Below are 14,785 nucleotides of genomic sequence, written 5' to 3'. Positions count from 1 at the left end.
AGAAGCCCCGCATTGCGGGGCTTTTTTTGGGCTTGGGAACGCCGCATCCACGCATGGCGTGGATCTACCGGAAGCGCCGGGCCATGCCCGGCGAAATACATCCCGGGCGCGATGACGGACACGCCGGGCATGGCCCGGCGCTACCTTCGGCTTACGGGCAGGCCACGGCCCCCTCGGCATTGGCCGTGTTGGCGGTCAGCTTGACCTGGGTGAAGGCCGCCGCGAACGGCTTGTCCGCGCTCACCACGAACGGCGCCTCCACCGCGCCCAGATCCACCCCCTGCCTGGCGAAGCACGCCAGCGGCACGGTCACCGTCTGTTTCTGGCCGGGAGAGAGCTTGCCCAGCAGCGGGGCGATATCCACCCCGCCCTCGCAACCGGTACCGCACTGCATGGTCACCCTCACCGCCGACGCCGGGCGCTTCACCAGCTGCACGTCGAACTGCAGCGCGCCGTTGCTGCGTGCCAGTGCGCCGAGATTGCGACGTGAGGTGCTGCGCGCAATCAGCTGCGCGGGCGCCAGCCAGGTCACCTCCCTGGCATCCTGCTGGGTGTTCACCTGCACGGTACGCACCTGCACCACCGGCTTGCCGGCAGGCCAGCGCAGCGTGGCATTCAGATCATTGCCCAGCGGCTGGGTGGCACCGCCGACGGCCACGTGCAGCGCGAACGGCGGCGTGTCGGCGCGGTTGAAGATCGGCAGCACGGTCACTTCGCCACAGCTGTCCGGGGTGGCCTCGTCGAGCCGCGCGACCTTGCCGCCCTTGGCGTAACTCAGGCCATAGCCGAGCGCGAACAGCGCAGGCTTGCCCGCATCGGGTCGGTCGATCGGCGCCGGGCACGGCGCGCCCGGCCACGGGAAGCTCAGGCGGCCACGGAAGTCGTGCGCGGGCTTGCCATCCTTGCCGACCACCAGCACATCGGTCACGCCCTTGCCTTCGGTACCGGGCAGCCACGCCGCCACGAAGGCGCTGGACAGGTTGAGCAGGTCGTTGGTGTACATCGGCCGCCCGGACAGGTAGACCGTCACCACCGGCTTGCCGGTGGCTGCGGCGGCCTTCAGCACCGCCAGGTCCTGCGGGTAGGCGCGGCTGTGGCTGACCGTGTCGGAGGGCAGGATGTCGCCGTTGGTCTCGGCGTAGGGCGTTTCACCGATCACCGCCAGCACCACGTCGAAGGCCTTCGGGTCAATGCCCTGGCCATCGGCGCTGAAGCTGATCTTGTCTGCGCCGAGTTCCGCTCGCAGTGCCGCCAGCACCGAATCGGCGTTGGGGAAGTCGGCGTTCCTGTTCTCGGTACCCTGCCAGGTCAGCGACCAGCCCCCGGACTGGTCGCCGATGTTGTCGGCCCCCTTGCCCACCACCAGCACGCGCGCGTCGCGGCGCAGCGGCAGGGCCTGGCCTTCGTTCTTCAGCAGCACCAGCGATTCGCGCACCGCGCGCCGGGCCAGCGCGCGGTGCTGCACGGCATCGGGATCGCCGGCATAGCGGCTGTCGGACGGCTTGTGCTCGAACAGGCCGGCGCGCAGCTTCACCCGAAGGATGCGCGTCACTGCATCATCGATGCGCGCCATCGGAATCTCGCCGCTCTGCACCTGCGCGGTGGTGTTGGCGATGAACGCCTTCCAGTCATCGGGCACCATCACCATGTCGATGCCGGCATTGATCGCCTGTGCGCAGCTGTCGTTGCGGCAGCCCGGCACCTGGGCGATGCCGTTCCAGTCGGAGACGACGAAGCCGTCGAAGCCCATCTTGTCCTTCAGCGCATCGGTCAGCAGCGCCTTGCTGCCATGCATTTTTCCGTAGTCGATCCCCGCCGCGCGGTCGTTCCAGCTGTTGAACGAGGCCATCACCGTCTGTGCGCCTTCGCCCAGTGCGCCGTAGTAGCCCTGCGCGTGAACATTGATCATGGTGGCCTTGTCGACCAGCGCCTCGCCCTGGTCGCGGCCATTGTCGGTGGCGCCATCTCCCAGATAGTGCTTGGCCGTGGTGATCACGTTGCCGTCATCCTTGAACGTACCCTGCGCGCCCTTGACGTAGGCGTGGGCGAAGCGACGGATCACGCTGGGGTCGGACGAATAGCTTTCATAGGTGCGGCCCCAACGCGGATCGTGGGCGACTGCCAGGGTCGGCGCGAACACCCAGCCGATACCGGTGGCGCGCACCGAGCGCGCAGTCGCCTCGCCGATGCGCTCGATCAGTTCGGCATCGCCGGCCGCGCCCAGGCCGATGTTGTGCGGGAACAGAGTGGCGCCAAGGACGTTGTTGTGGCCGTGCACCGCATCGGTACCCCAGATCACCGGCACCGGCGTCTTTGCGTCGGTGGCCAGCGACGCAGCGTGGTAGGCATCGGCCAGCGTCAGCCAGGCCTGCACGCCGGCGTGCTTGTCCATGCCCGGCCAGGAACCGCCGCCGTTGAGCACCGAGCCGATGTAGTACTGGCGTACCTGTTCCGGCGTGATCGTCTTGATCTCGGCCTGGGTCATCTGCCCGATCTTCTGCGCCAGCGTCATCTGCGCAAGGATGGTCTGCACGCGGCGTTCGATGTCCGCGTCGGTGGCGATCGCGCTGTGCACGCGCGGCCAGTCCTGCAGGTGTTCGCCACTGGCCGGTGCGGCACCGGCGGGGACGGCAAGGGCAGCCAGCAGACAACTGGCAAGAAGGGTCTGGGTGGGGCGATTCACTGGGCTCTACCTCCGTGGATGATGTTCCTGGCGTGCGGGCCTGCAGCAGCACGACAGCGCGGACATTCGCGCAACGTTCCTGACAGCGCTGTCATATAAGTCTGCCTGCGCACTGTCAATCGTTGTTCGAGCGCAGGGCGGTGGCGGTCGCGCAACCACGGGCCCTGGCGCGTTGCAGGCGCGCTACAGTGGTGCCCGGGTGCTGCATCGCGACAAGGAATCGGGACGTGCCAGCGCACCGCATGTCGTGGCAACATCCGCCTGCTTCGGCAACACCGACCGGGCCGCCACGCACTACCATCGCCGCGTGCCCGCCGCCTTCCAGGAGGATCCATCGCACCATGCGCAGTCGAATCGAGGATGTGGCCGCCGTTGCCGGGGTTTCGATCAAGACCGTGTCCCGCGTGCTCAACCATGAGCCCAACGTGCGCGAACAGACGCGCGAGCGGGTGCTGGCGGCCGTGGCACGGCTGGGCTACAAGCCCAACCCGTCGGCGCGCAGCCTGGCCGGCCAGCGTTCGTACGCGTTGGCGCTGGTCTACAACAATCCCTCGCGCAACTACCTGATGGAGATCCAGAGCGGCATGCTGGAAGCCTGCCATGCGCAGCACTACAACCTGATCCTGGGGCCGGTCGGCACCGGCCGCCGCACCCAGCCCGACCTGGCAGCATTGTTCGAGAACTCGCGCCCGGATGGGGTAGTGCTGATCCCGCCGCTGACCGATGACGAGGTGGTGCTGTCGTACCTGGAAGAGCACGGGATTCCGTTCGCCTGCATTGCACCGCGGCACCCTGAAGGCCGCATCGGCGTGCGCATGGATGAAACCACCGCCGTGGTTGAACTGATCGGCCATCTGGTCGCGCAGGGCCACCGCCGCATCGGCCACATCAAGGGCCCGCGTGCGCACGGCGCCTGCCAGTGGCGCCATGCCGGCTACCGCCAGGCACTGCGTGATGCCGGCATCGCCTACGACCCGCAGCTGGTGGTCAACGGCCAGTTCTCGTTCGAGTCCGGCGTGGATGCCGCCAATGCCCTGCTCGACCTGGACCCTCCGCCGACGGCGATCTTCGCCGCCAACGATGACATGGCCGCAGCCGTGTACCGAGTTGCCGGCGAGCGCGGGTTGCGCGTCCCGCGCGACCTGTCGGTGTGCGGCTTCGACGATACGCCGATCGCCGGCCACATCTACCCGGCACTGACCACCGTGCGGCAGCCGACCTCGCACATGGGCCGGTTGGCCACCGAACAACTGATCGAGCACATCCGTGTCGACCTGGCCGGGCGCATGATCACCGTCGAGCACACCGTGCTCGAGCGCGAATCCACCGCGCCGCCACGCCGGCGCTGAGGTGGTCTGGGGGTGGCTCATGGCGCCCGCAGCCGTGAGCCATTCCACGCGTAGAAGGCGATGTACAGATAGCACAGCGCCGGCAGCAGGAACGACAGCTGCAGGCCATGATGATCGGCCAGCCAGCCCATCGCCAGCGGAATGACCGCGCCGCCGACGATGGCCATCACCAGCAGGCTCGAGGCCTGGCCGGTGAGCGCGCCGAGGCGGGCGATGGCCAGGGCGAAGAGGGTGGGGAACATGATCGAGTTGAACAGACCGATGCTCACTACGGCCCACGTCGCCAGCCCGCCACCCGTGGTTGCGGTGATGCCCAGCAGAAGCACCACCACCAGCGCGAACCCGCCCAGCAGATGGCGGGCGTCCAGCCGCGCCAGCAAGGCTGCGCCCAGCAGGCGTCCGACCAGCGCGCCACCCCAGTACAGCGATACGTAGCCGGTGGCTTCCTGTTCGCTCATGCCCTGGCCGATGCCCGGCGAGGACAGGAAATTGACCAGCACGCTGCCGATGGAAACTTCAGCCCCCACATAGAAGAAGATGGCCAGCACGCCCAGCCGCAGATGACGGTGGTGCAGCGCGTCCCAGACGCGGCCCTGGGTGCCGCGGCTGTCTTCAACACCGGCGATGGTGGGCAGGCGGAACATCCAGATCGCCGCCGCCAGCAGGAACAGCACCACCGCCAGGCCAAAGTACGGCAGCTGGACCGATTGCGCCTCGGCGGCGCGGTAGGCCAGTGCGTCGGCCGTGGGCAGCAGCGCCAGCTGTTGCTCGCTGCGCGGCTGCGCCGACAGGATCAGCAGTCCGCCGAACAGCGGCGCCAGAGTGGTTCCCAGCGAGTTCATCGATTGCGCCAGGGTCAGCCGACTGGAGCTGGTGCGCTCGTCGCCCAGCAGCGCAACGTAGGGATTGGCCGCCACCTGCAGCACGGTGATGCCGGTGGCCAGCACGAACAGTGCCGTCAGGAACAGGCCGTAGACATGCGCGGCCGCCGCCGGCCAGAACAGCAGTGCGCCGATACCGGCGATGGCCAGCCCGGCCACGATGCCACGCTTGTAGCCCACTGCCGCGACCAGCCGCCCTGCCGGCAGGGACATCAGGAAGTAGGCACCGAAGAAGGTGAACTGGACCAGCATCGCCTGCACCCAGGTCAGCGCGAACGCGGCTTTCAGGTGCGGAATGAGGATGTCGTTGAGGCAGGTGAGAAATCCCCACATGAAGAATATCGCGGTGACCACCGCCAGTGCGCGCGTGTTGCCCTGGATGTGGTGTCCGCGAACGGTCGTTGCTGTGTCCAATGCCTGTCCTCCCGGTCAGTGTTCGAAGCCATCAAAGGGTCACGCAGGACATGCATGGGTCATCGGCACTGTCCAGCGCTGTCAGACTGCCGGATCCTGCGCTGTGTCCCCACCTGCACCCGCTCCGCGCAGTTTCGTTTTGCACCGCACAACGATTTTCCGCATTCGGATTGGCAGCGCTGTCATGCCGCAAAAACAGCTGCGAATGCCGTCAAACAAGGCAATTCACTGCTGCAGGCACGTTCATGGCAACGGTTACATGCGGACCTGCGCGGCCGCCTGCGTGGCGCTCTTGATGGCAGTTTGTTGACAACGCTGTCAACCGTGGCTCCAATCCGGCCACACGCAGTGACCCGTGATTGAGACGACGCAGGATCGCCACCACCGAATTCCCTGGGGAGGGAGCTTCCATGAAGACGTACAAGGCTGTACCTCGCAAGACGATGCTCACGTCCGCCCTGCTCGCTGTGCTGTCGGCGCCGGCCTGGGCACAGCAGGCCACCGGCACCGCGCCGGCCGATCCCACCACGCTCGATGCGGTGCAGGTCACCGGCATCCGCGGCAGCCTGCAGTCTTCGATGAACCTCAAGCGCGACAGCCAGGGCGTGGTCGATGGCATCGTCGCCGAGGACATCGGCAAGTTCCCCGATACCAACCTGGCCGAGTCGCTGCAACGCATCAGCGGCGTATCGATCGACCGCACCTCCAGCGGCGAAGGCTCGAAGGTGACGGTGCGCGGCATCGGTCCCGACTACAACCTGGTGCTGTTGAATGGCCGCCAGATGCCGGCGTCGAACCTGGGCAACGGCGGCGGCGGCCTGTCCGGCTCGCGTTCGTTCGATTTCGCCAATCTGGCATCCGAGTCGGTGTCTGCGGTGGAGGTCTACAAGACCAGCCGCGCCGACAATCCGGCCGGTGGCATCGGCGCCACCATCAACATCAAGACCCTGCGCCCGCTGGAATCGGAACCGGTGATCAGCCTGGGGCTGAAAGCGGTCAACGATTCCTCCAACGACAACCTGCCGCGCACGCTGCAGGGCTCGAACATCACCGGCGAGCTGTCGGGCATCTTCAGCCAGCGCTACGCCGATGACCGCTTCGGCGTGGCCTTCAGTGCCAGCCACCAGGAACGTGACTCAGGCTTCAACCAGGCCACCGTGGCCGAGGGCTGGGCCACGTTCAAGGGCAATGAGCGCGAGGACTGGCGCGCCCTGCCACAGCCGGGCCAGGGCTATGCCAACCGCATCACCAACCGCCCTGGCCCGGACGATGTCTACGGCCGGCCACAGAACACCGCCTACAACGTCAATGGCGTGCAGCGCCAACGCACCAATGCGCAGGCTACGTTCCAGTGGAAGCCGGCCGACAATGTCACCACGACGCTGGACTACACCTATGTCGAGAACAAGGTGCAGCAGCAACGCAGCGAACTGTCGGTGTGGTTCAACTACGGCCCCGGTGACAGCACCTGGACCAACGGCCCGGTGGCCGCGCCGATCATCTACAGCGAAGACATGACCAATTCGGACGTGTCGATGGGCGGCGCCAAGCTGGCCACCAAGACCGGCATGCATTCGCTGGGCTTCAACGTGGACTGGGAAGTGAACGACGCGCTGGACCTGTCCTTCGATGCGCACAACTCCACCGCCGAATCGCAGCCGGACAGCCCCTATGGATCGGCCGGCGTGCTGGGCGTGGCCGCCTTCGTGCGCGGCACCACCACCGTCGACTACAGCGGCGATCTGCCCATCATCAACATCGCCCTGCCTCCCGGTGGCGTGCAGGCCTCCGATGCACTGGTCACCGGCTCGGTGTTCCAGAACAGCTACAACAAGTCCAAGGTGCAGCAGTACCAGGGCCGCGGTACCTTCCGCTTCGCCGACTACTCGGCACTGGATTTCGGCATCGGCCACACCCAGGTGGAGAACCGCTCGGCGTCGGCCATCATGCAGCGCAACACCTGGGGCGGGCTGGGCACGCCCTCGGACTACGCCGACGACATCTGGTACGCCGACAACATGGCCCGGTACTTCAAGGCCTTCAGCGGCCATAACGATCCACGCCTGACCGGCCAGTTCCTGGTGTTCGACTTCGACCGCCTCATCGACCGTGCCGCGCAGGTGGGTAGCGCGTCCGATCCGGCCTGCCCGAGCTGCTATTACGCACCCACCGAGTACTCCGAAGACATCCGCACCACCGAGAAGACCCGCAGCGCCTACCTGCAGTACCGCACCACCTTCGACTGGTCGATGCCGTTGCATGTGGCCGTGGGCGCGCGTTACGAGCAGACCGAGGTGGAGTCCAACGCACTGGTGCGTGTTCCCACCGGCATCAGCTGGAGCTCGGCCAACGAGTTCAACATCGACTATGCCGCCGACCGCGGCTTCGTCGCTGGCAAGGGCAAGTACGACTACGTGCTGCCGAACCTGGATCTGAAGCTGGACCTGAGCGAATCGCTGGCGCTGCGCGGCAGCTACAGTCGTACGCTGGGGCGGCCCAGCTGGACGCAGATCCAGAGCGGGCAGTCGCTGGCCGACATCGTACGCACCCAGGGCGGCAGCGGCTCGCGCGGCAATCCCGGCCTGGAACCGTTGATCTCGGACAACTTCGATCTGTCGCTGGAGTGGTACTACGGCGAGGCCAGCTACGCTTCGGTGGGCTTCTTCCGCAAGAACATCAAGAATTTCATCAGCGATACCATCGTGCGCGAGAACGCCGGCACGCTGCATACGCCGGTGGGTGGTGCCTACTGGAACGAAGCGCTGGCTTCCGGCTGCGGCACCACCGACATGCCCTGCATCCGCGATTACATCTTCACCAACCACGCCGGTGCCCCGGGTGTGACCTATACCGGAACCAACTCGGCCGGGCAGAAGACCGGCACCATCGTCGGCCAGCCGGGCGACCCGGTGGCCGGCTTCGACATCACCGTGCCTGCCAACCAGCATTCGGATCACCTCGATGGCTGGGAGGTGGCGGTGCAGCACCTGTTCGGGCAATCCGGGTTCGGCGTGGCCGCCAACTACACCAAGGTCAAGTCGGGGCTGACCTTCAACAACCTCAGCCTGGGTGACCAGTACCCGATGATCGGCCTGAGCGACTCGGCCAACGTGGTGGCCTTCTATGACCGCAACGCCTGGCAGATCCGCGCCGCCTACAACTGGCGCGACAAGTTCCTCAACGGCATCGGCGGCCAGGGCCCGAACCCGAACTACACCGCCGCGTACGGCCAGCTGGATCTGAACATCAGCTACGCGGTGAACGATCAGCTGACACTGAGCCTGGAAGCGATCAACCTGACCGATGAGACCATGCGCACGTACTCGCGGCATACCAACATGCTGCGCTATGCCACCCAGACCGGGCCGCGCTACATGTTCGGCGTGCGCTACAAGTTCTGATCCCGCTGCGGGCCCTGCCGCGCCGCGCGCACACGCGGCGCGGCCGGCGCAGGTGCATGATGGCGGCACCGACAGCGGCCGGGCGTGGGCCCGGCGCTCCCTGCCCTGCTGGATGTCCACGCATGCTTCCTGCTCCCCGTCCCATCGAAGAAGTGACCGGCCTAGATCCGGCGGATCTGGCCGCGCAGCTGCCCGGGTGGACCACGCCCCGGGTGATACGCGGGCTGGTCTCGCACTGGCCGGTGGTGGCGGCCGCGCGCGTGTCTCCTGCCGCCGTGGCGGCCCACCTGGCCCACTTCGACCACGGCCAGATGCCGGTCACGGCGACCACCGCGGCGCCCGAGGCGGGCGGCCGGCTGTTCTACAACGAAGACATGAGCGGTTTCAATTTCCGCCGCGAGCAGGTCCCGCTGAAAGTGCTGCTGGCGACCCTGCTGAAGTACGCCGCGGTGGCCTCGCCGCCGTCCATCTACGTGGCCTCGACCACGCTGGACAGCTTCCTGCCCGGCTTCTCCGCCAGCAACGGGCTGCAGCTGGGGGTGACCGACCCGCTCACCAGCATCTGGATCGGAAACCGCTCGCGCATTGCCGCCCATCAGGATGTGCCGGACAACCTGGCCTGCGTGGCGGCCGGACGCCGCCGCGTCACCCTGTTCGCTCCCGAACAGGTGCGCAACCTGTACATCGGTCCACTGGACTTCACCCCGGCGGGGCAGCCGATCAGCCTGGTTGACTTCCACGCACCGGACTTCGAGCGCTTTCCACGCTTCCGCCAGGCGTTGGCGCAGGCGCAGGTGGCCGAACTGGCGCCGGGCGACGCCGTCTACATCCCCTCGCTGTGGTGGCACCACATGGAGGGGCTGGAGGCGTTCAACGTGCTGGTCAACAGCTGGTGGCGGCCGGTACCGGCATGGATGGATTCGCCGATGAACGCGTTGATGCTGTCGATCCTGGCGCTGCGCGACCTCCCCGAGGCCCAGCGCGCGCAGTGGCGCGTCCTGTTCAATCACTACGTGTTCGATGCCGATCTGTCGACCAGCGCACACATTCCAGCGCAGGTACAGGGCGTGCTGGCCCCGCTGACAGCCGACAGTGCCACGCAGATCCGGCAGACCCTGCGCCAACGCCTGCAGCGCTGAGCCGGGCAGCGGCCTCTGCTTCACCCGCAGCGGTTGCGTTTGTGGCGATAATGCAGCCCCGCACCCGGCGGCGCCCGCCGGCGCTGCACGCCCTTCGCTTCATGTAGCTCTGCATGCGCCTGATTTCGCCCCGCCTCAACCTGGGCAAGCTGATCCTTGCCCTGGCCCTGCTCAGCGCCATCATCGCCCTGGCCAACACGTTGCTGGCCAGCTACCGCGTGCAGCGCGACCAGCTGGTCGGCAATACCCTGGAAGCCAACCGCGTCTACGCCACCAAGCTGGCCGAGACCACCCAGAACTTCCTGCTGGGGGCCCAGCAGGAACTGGCCTACGCCGCGACCCGGCTGGGCCAGAGCGATCTCGACCCGGCCCAGGCCCAGGACGAGGCCAGCCGCCTGCAGCTGCAGACCAACAGCTTCAACTCCTCGCTGGTGGTCGATGACGATGGCCTGGTGATCGCCACCTCGCCGCAGACGCTGCAGTTGCAGGGCGAAATCCTGCACAGCGTCGGCAACAATGCGGCCCTGGCGGCGCGCCAGCCGATGATCAGCGATCCGTACCAGTCGGCCACCGGCAAGCTGCTGGTTTCCCTGTCACATCCGATCTTCGACCGCCAGGGACGCTACCGCGGCTATGTCAGCGGCACGCTGTACCTGCGCCAGCGCAGTGCGCTGCACACGCTGCTGGGCAAGCACTACTACCGCGATGGGTCCTACCTGTACGTGGTCGACCGCCACGGGCGCCTGCTGTACCACGCCGATGGCAAGCGGGTGGGCGACTACGTGGTCGGCAACCCGGCAGTGAAAGCGGTGATGCGCGGCGAGCGCGGCGCGCAGCAGGTACGCAATCATCTGGGCGTGGCGATGCTGGCCGGCTACGCGCCGGTCACCGCCACCGGCTGGGGCATCATTGCCCAGCGCCCGACCGAGGCGACGCTGCAGCCGCTGTCGCGGCTGATGACCGCGGTGATCTGGAACGCGATCCCGCTGGGACTTCTGTCGCTGCTGATCACCTGGTGGTTTGCCCGCCGCATCTCGCTGCCGTTGTGGCAACTGGCGCGCAATGTGCAGGAGGGCGAGGACACCGGCAACGCGATCAACCACGTCAGTGGCATCCGCGCCTGGTACTTCGAGGTGGCCCAGCTCAAGCACGCGGTGCTGCACAGCTTCAATGCGCTGCAGGATCGCATCGGCACGCTCAACCGCGCCAACCGCACCGACCCGCTGACCGGGCTGCTTAACCGCCGCGGCCTGCAGCAGGCACTGGATGCGTTGCAGGTGCAGGGCATCCCCTTCGCGATCCTGGCGCTGGACATCGACCGCTTCAAGGCGATCAACGATGGCCATGGCCACGACGTCGGCGATGCGGCCATCGTCCACATCGCCGACCAGATGCGCCGCTATTCGCGCGACAGCGATTTCCTGTGCCGCGCCGGCGGCGAGGAATTCCTGCTGCTGCTGCCCGGCATCGGGGTCGAGCAGGCACGGCAGGCCGCCGAACGCCTGCGCCAGCATATTGCCGATCATCCGTTCGCAGCGGTCGGCAGCATCACGGTCTCGCTGGGCGTGGCCCATTTCCCCAGCTTCCACGTCGATGCCGAGCAGGCGCTGCGGCTGGCCGACAAGGCCCTGTACATGGCCAAGGAGCAGGGCCGCAACCGGGTGGTGGTGTACCCGTACGCGGACTGAAACGACGACGGCGGTCTGCGCCGACGGCGATCACGCCAGGCGGTGGCTGGCCGCATAGGGCGGCGTGTCGGGATAATCGCCCCGCGCGAAGCGTTCCTGCAGCCCTTGCCACCACGCCGGATCGAACAGATGCCGATAGTGCTCGCGCACGGCGGCCAGCTCGCCGGCAGGCAGGCCCATGAACGGGCCGAAGCGCTCGGGGAACACATCGCGCGCGCCCACGTGGAACCAGGGTTCGTCGGCCAGCGCCTCTTCGGGCGTGCGCGGCTGTGGCCAGGCGCGGAACACGCAGTCACTGACCAGGCACAGTTCATCGTAGTCGTAGAACACGGCACGGCCATGCCGCGACACACCGAAGTTCTTCGGCAGCATGTCGCCGGGGAAGATGTTGTTACGCGCCATGTCGGTGATCGCCTGCGCGTAGTCGAGCACCGCCGCCCGCACCGCCTCCGCCCCCTGCTCGCGCAGGTACAGGTTCAACGGACGGAACCGGCGCTGCACGTAGCACAGCGCGATCTCCACCTCATCGCCATCGAGGCGGACGCTCTGCGCGCATTGCTGCAGCAGTTCATCCAGCAGCGCCGGCGCGAAGCGCGCACGCGGGAAGCGCAGATGCCGGTACGGCTGCGCGTCGAGCAGGCGGCCGACGCGATCCAGGTTGAACACCAGTGCGTACTTCTCTTCCACTTGCTGGCGCGACATGGCCTTTGGCCACGCGAAACGGTCACGGATCAGCTTGAACACCAGCGGGTAGCTGGGCAGGGTGAACACTGCCATGACCATGCCCGGGGTGCCTTCGGCAGGCACCAGGCGCTCCTGCGGATGCTCGTTGAAGTGGCGGAAGAAGGTGCGGTAGCGCTCGGTCTTGCCCTGCTTGGCACGCCCCAGCACCGTGTAGATCTCGTCGATGGGCTTGCCCGGCAGCAGGCTGCGCAGGAACACCACCGCGTCACCGACCGTGGCCAGGTCGGCCTGGAAGTAGCTGCGTGACACACCGAACAGGTGGGCGACATCGCGGCGTCGGGTCAGCACCGCGTCGGCACGCAGGCCACGCTCATCGTTGACCAGGGCGATCACGCAGGGCGAGAAGCGGTGCTCGCCAAACACACGACCGACCAGGTAGGCGCGACGCTCGCGATAGAACACCGTGTCGAGCAGTTCAATGCTGCGCACCGGTGTATCGCCCCAGTGTGCGAGATCATCCTGCAGACGCACCACGATCGCCGCTGCGCAGCGCAGCTGGTGCACATAGGGGATGTCGAAGCGGTAGTCGGCCAGCACCCGCTGCAGGGCTTCCACTGGACGCGTTGGCGAAACGGCATAGGTATGCCGCGCAACCGGGTGGGTGATCGCATCGGACGGCTCGACATCGAAGGCGATGAACTCCAGCGCCGGGTCCACGCCGCGGGTGGCGAACAGGCGACGCGACAGCGTGTTGTAGTAGGTCTTGTACAACTCGGCGTCGATCAGCCCCTGCAGCAGCGCGCTGTAACGTGCATGCACCTGCAGCCACAGCGCGCGCTCACCCACCCGCTCGCCGGCCAGGCGGCGCAGGGCATCCATCTGTCCGGCGATGCACAGGTCGTACAACGCGATGCGCTCGACCGCGTCCTGGCGCGCGCCGGCCCAGTCACGCTGTTCGAAGCGCTGGCGTGCACGCGCGGTAATGGTTGCGAAGCGGGCGTGGTAATCCTCGAATCCATCGGCGATGGCCACCGCAATGCGCGGTGCCAGGTCGGCGGCAATGTCAGGCTGGGACATGCACGGCTCGGCAGGAGGACGGGCATCCACCATACGCCGCCGTGGGGTGGCTTGTGTAGCGTCGAGCTTGCTCGACGGCTTCTTGGCCTCCCGTAGCGTCGAGCTTGCTCGACGCTACGCCGGCTTGCCATGAAAAACACAACGATTCCTACAGACCCGGGGCCACGGCGTTGCCTACCCTTTCAGGCCCACAACGGCACGAGGTGACGCATGCAGCAAATGACCCTGATCCCACGCATGGAGGAAGGCACCGTGATCCCGCAGCGCGCCCGTGACGGCTACATCAGCGCCACCGCGCTGTGCCAGTCCGTCAACAAGCGCTGGTCGGACTACCGGGCATTGAAATCGACGGAGGAGTTCCTGCACGAGCTGACCGTCCAGACCGGGTTGGCCGAGCACGAACTGATCCACGTGGTCTCCGGTGGCAAACCGACCCTGCAGGGCACCTGGATCCATCCCTACCTGGCCATCAACCTGGGCCAGTGGCTGTCGCGCAAGTTCTCGGTGAAGGTTGCGCAGTGGGTGGTGGAATGGCAGCAGGGGCGTGCCAACGCGGTGATGCCCGCGCATATCGAGCGCTACCTGCAGAACCGGGCCAAGGTGCCGTACACCCATTTCTCGATGCTCAATGAGCTGACGTTGAATCTGATCGCGCCGCTTGAAGACGCCGGTTACACCCTGCCGCAGGCGCTGGTGCCGGACATCTCCGAAGGACGCCTGTTCTGCAAGTGGCTGAGGGACCAGCGGGGCGTCGACACCAACGCACTGCCCACCTATGACCACACCTACCCGGATGGGCGCACGGTGCCGGCCAAGCTGTATCCCAACGAGTTCTACGAGGACTTCCGCCGCCACTTCAACGAAGTATGGCTGCCGGAAAAAGCGCCTGCCTATTTTGCCGCGCGCGACAGCAAGGCGCTTTCATTCGTGACCACGCTGCTGCTTCCGGCACCGTGAGGGTGGCGTCGCGCGGGCCCAGCAGCCGCTGACGCTCCCGTAGAGTCGAGCTTGCTCGACTGCGCCATGTGGAAGCAGTCGAGCAAGCTCGACTCTACGGGGAGCCAAAGCCGTCGAGCGAGCTCGACGCTACAGACGTCGGTGATTCAGATCGCCAGTTCCGCCTCGACGTCCTGCACCTTGCGCCGCGCAAGCGCCAGGTTGGACTTGGTCCGGTCCAGCACGATGTAGAAGAACAGGCCCTTCTTCTTCGCCACTGGGCGCATGATGTGATACGCCTTGCCCAGCGAAATGAGGATGTCCTCGATGGTGTCGTTGAGGTTCAGCGATGCGGCGGTCTTCATCTTGGCGCGGATCACTTCGGTGTTGCCGGCGGCGGCCACTTCCATGTCCATGCCGGTGCCGGCTTCGCCCAGCAGCATGCCACTTTCGTAGTCGACCAGCGCCACTGCCTGCGCGCCGTCGATGCCCATCAGTGCGTTCAACGATTCAGTCAATCCAGCCACGTCGCT

General features: G+C 66.7%; 9 protein-coding genes. 5 read left to right on the top strand and 4 right to left on the bottom strand.

What is annotated here, in order from left to right; all coding sequences use genetic code 11:
• Positions 1-151: 151 nt before the first annotated feature.
• The gene (locus LZ605_RS17620) at positions 152-2,683 is read right to left on the bottom strand and encodes a glycoside hydrolase family 3 protein (RefSeq protein ID WP_249842679.1); all 2,532 of its coding nucleotides are present in this window, start codon (positions 2,681-2,683) and stop codon (positions 152-154) included.
• A gap of 341 nt (positions 2,684-3,024) precedes the next feature.
• Between LZ605_RS17620 and LZ605_RS17615 the strand changes: the two genes are divergently transcribed.
• Positions 3,025-4,032: a LacI family DNA-binding transcriptional regulator gene (locus LZ605_RS17615; protein WP_249842678.1), complete on the top strand. Its 1,008-nt coding sequence runs from the start codon at positions 3,025-3,027 to the stop codon at positions 4,030-4,032.
• Between the two features lie 17 nt (positions 4,033-4,049).
• Here the strand turns inward: LZ605_RS17615 and LZ605_RS17610 are convergent, their stop codons facing one another.
• Positions 4,050-5,246 carry a sugar MFS transporter gene (locus LZ605_RS17610; protein ID WP_249844942.1) on the bottom strand — a complete coding sequence of 399 codons (1,197 nt, stop codon included), beginning with the start codon at positions 5,244-5,246 and terminating at the stop codon, positions 4,050-4,052.
• 491 nt (positions 5,247-5,737) lie between these two features.
• Between LZ605_RS17610 and LZ605_RS17605 the strand changes: the two genes are divergently transcribed.
• The 3 genes from LZ605_RS17605 to LZ605_RS17595 all read left to right on the top strand — a co-directional run bounded on the left by LZ605_RS17605 (position 5,738) and on the right by LZ605_RS17595 (position 11,555).
• The gene (locus LZ605_RS17605) at positions 5,738-8,728 is read left to right on the top strand and encodes a TonB-dependent receptor (protein WP_249842677.1); all 2,991 of its coding nucleotides are present in this window, start codon (positions 5,738-5,740) and stop codon (positions 8,726-8,728) included.
• A gap of 122 nt (positions 8,729-8,850) precedes the next feature.
• Positions 8,851-9,867: a cupin-like domain-containing protein gene (locus tag LZ605_RS17600; protein WP_249842676.1), complete on the top strand. Its 1,017-nt coding sequence runs from the start codon at positions 8,851-8,853 to the stop codon at positions 9,865-9,867.
• Positions 9,868-9,980: 113 nt separating this feature from the next.
• Entirely contained in the window at positions 9,981-11,555 is a 1,575-nt protein-coding gene (locus LZ605_RS17595) for a sensor domain-containing diguanylate cyclase (protein WP_249842675.1), read from the top strand.
• A gap of 30 nt (positions 11,556-11,585) precedes the next feature.
• On the opposite strand, the gene aceK is transcribed toward LZ605_RS17595, so the two are convergent.
• The gene (gene aceK / locus LZ605_RS17590; RefSeq protein ID WP_249842674.1) at positions 11,586-13,316 is read right to left on the bottom strand and encodes a bifunctional isocitrate dehydrogenase kinase/phosphatase; all 1,731 of its coding nucleotides are present in this window, start codon (positions 13,314-13,316) and stop codon (positions 11,586-11,588) included.
• Between the two features lie 219 nt (positions 13,317-13,535).
• Between aceK and LZ605_RS17585 the strand changes: the two genes are divergently transcribed.
• Positions 13,536-14,273 carry a KilA-N domain-containing protein gene (locus LZ605_RS17585; protein WP_249842673.1) on the top strand — a complete coding sequence of 246 codons (738 nt, stop codon included), beginning with the start codon at positions 13,536-13,538 and terminating at the stop codon, positions 14,271-14,273.
• Between the two features lie 146 nt (positions 14,274-14,419).
• Here LZ605_RS17585 and LZ605_RS17580 read toward each other — a convergent pair whose 3' ends face one another.
• Positions 14,420-14,779 (bottom strand): hypothetical protein, encoded by a 360-nt coding sequence (locus tag LZ605_RS17580; protein WP_107233246.1) that lies wholly within the window; start codon positions 14,777-14,779, stop codon positions 14,420-14,422.
• Positions 14,780-14,785: the final 6 nt, after the last annotated feature.

It is taken from the genome of Stenotrophomonas maltophilia (assembly GCF_023518235.1).
Lineage (GTDB): Bacteria > Pseudomonadota > Gammaproteobacteria > Xanthomonadales > Xanthomonadaceae > Stenotrophomonas.
Note: the sequence above shows the minus strand (reverse complement) of the source record. Positions and strands in the feature narration are given on the sequence as shown.

Coding starts and splice junctions, on each gene's coding strand:
- LZ605_RS17615 (WP_249842678.1), top strand. CDS start 3,025: ATGCGCAGTCGAATCGAGGATGTGGCCGCCGTTGCCGGGGTTTCGATC.
- LZ605_RS17610 (WP_249844942.1), bottom strand. CDS start 5,246: ATGTGGGGATTTCTCACCTGCCTCAACGACATCCTCATTCCGCACCTG.
- LZ605_RS17605 (WP_249842677.1), top strand. CDS start 5,738: ATGAAGACGTACAAGGCTGTACCTCGCAAGACGATGCTCACGTCCGCC.
- LZ605_RS17600 (WP_249842676.1), top strand. CDS start 8,851: ATGCTTCCTGCTCCCCGTCCCATCGAAGAAGTGACCGGCCTAGATCCG.
- LZ605_RS17595 (WP_249842675.1), top strand. CDS start 9,981: ATGCGCCTGATTTCGCCCCGCCTCAACCTGGGCAAGCTGATCCTTGCC.
- aceK (WP_249842674.1), bottom strand. CDS start 13,316: ATGTCCCAGCCTGACATTGCCGCCGACCTGGCACCGCGCATTGCGGTG.
- LZ605_RS17585 (WP_249842673.1), top strand. CDS start 13,536: ATGACCCTGATCCCACGCATGGAGGAAGGCACCGTGATCCCGCAGCGC.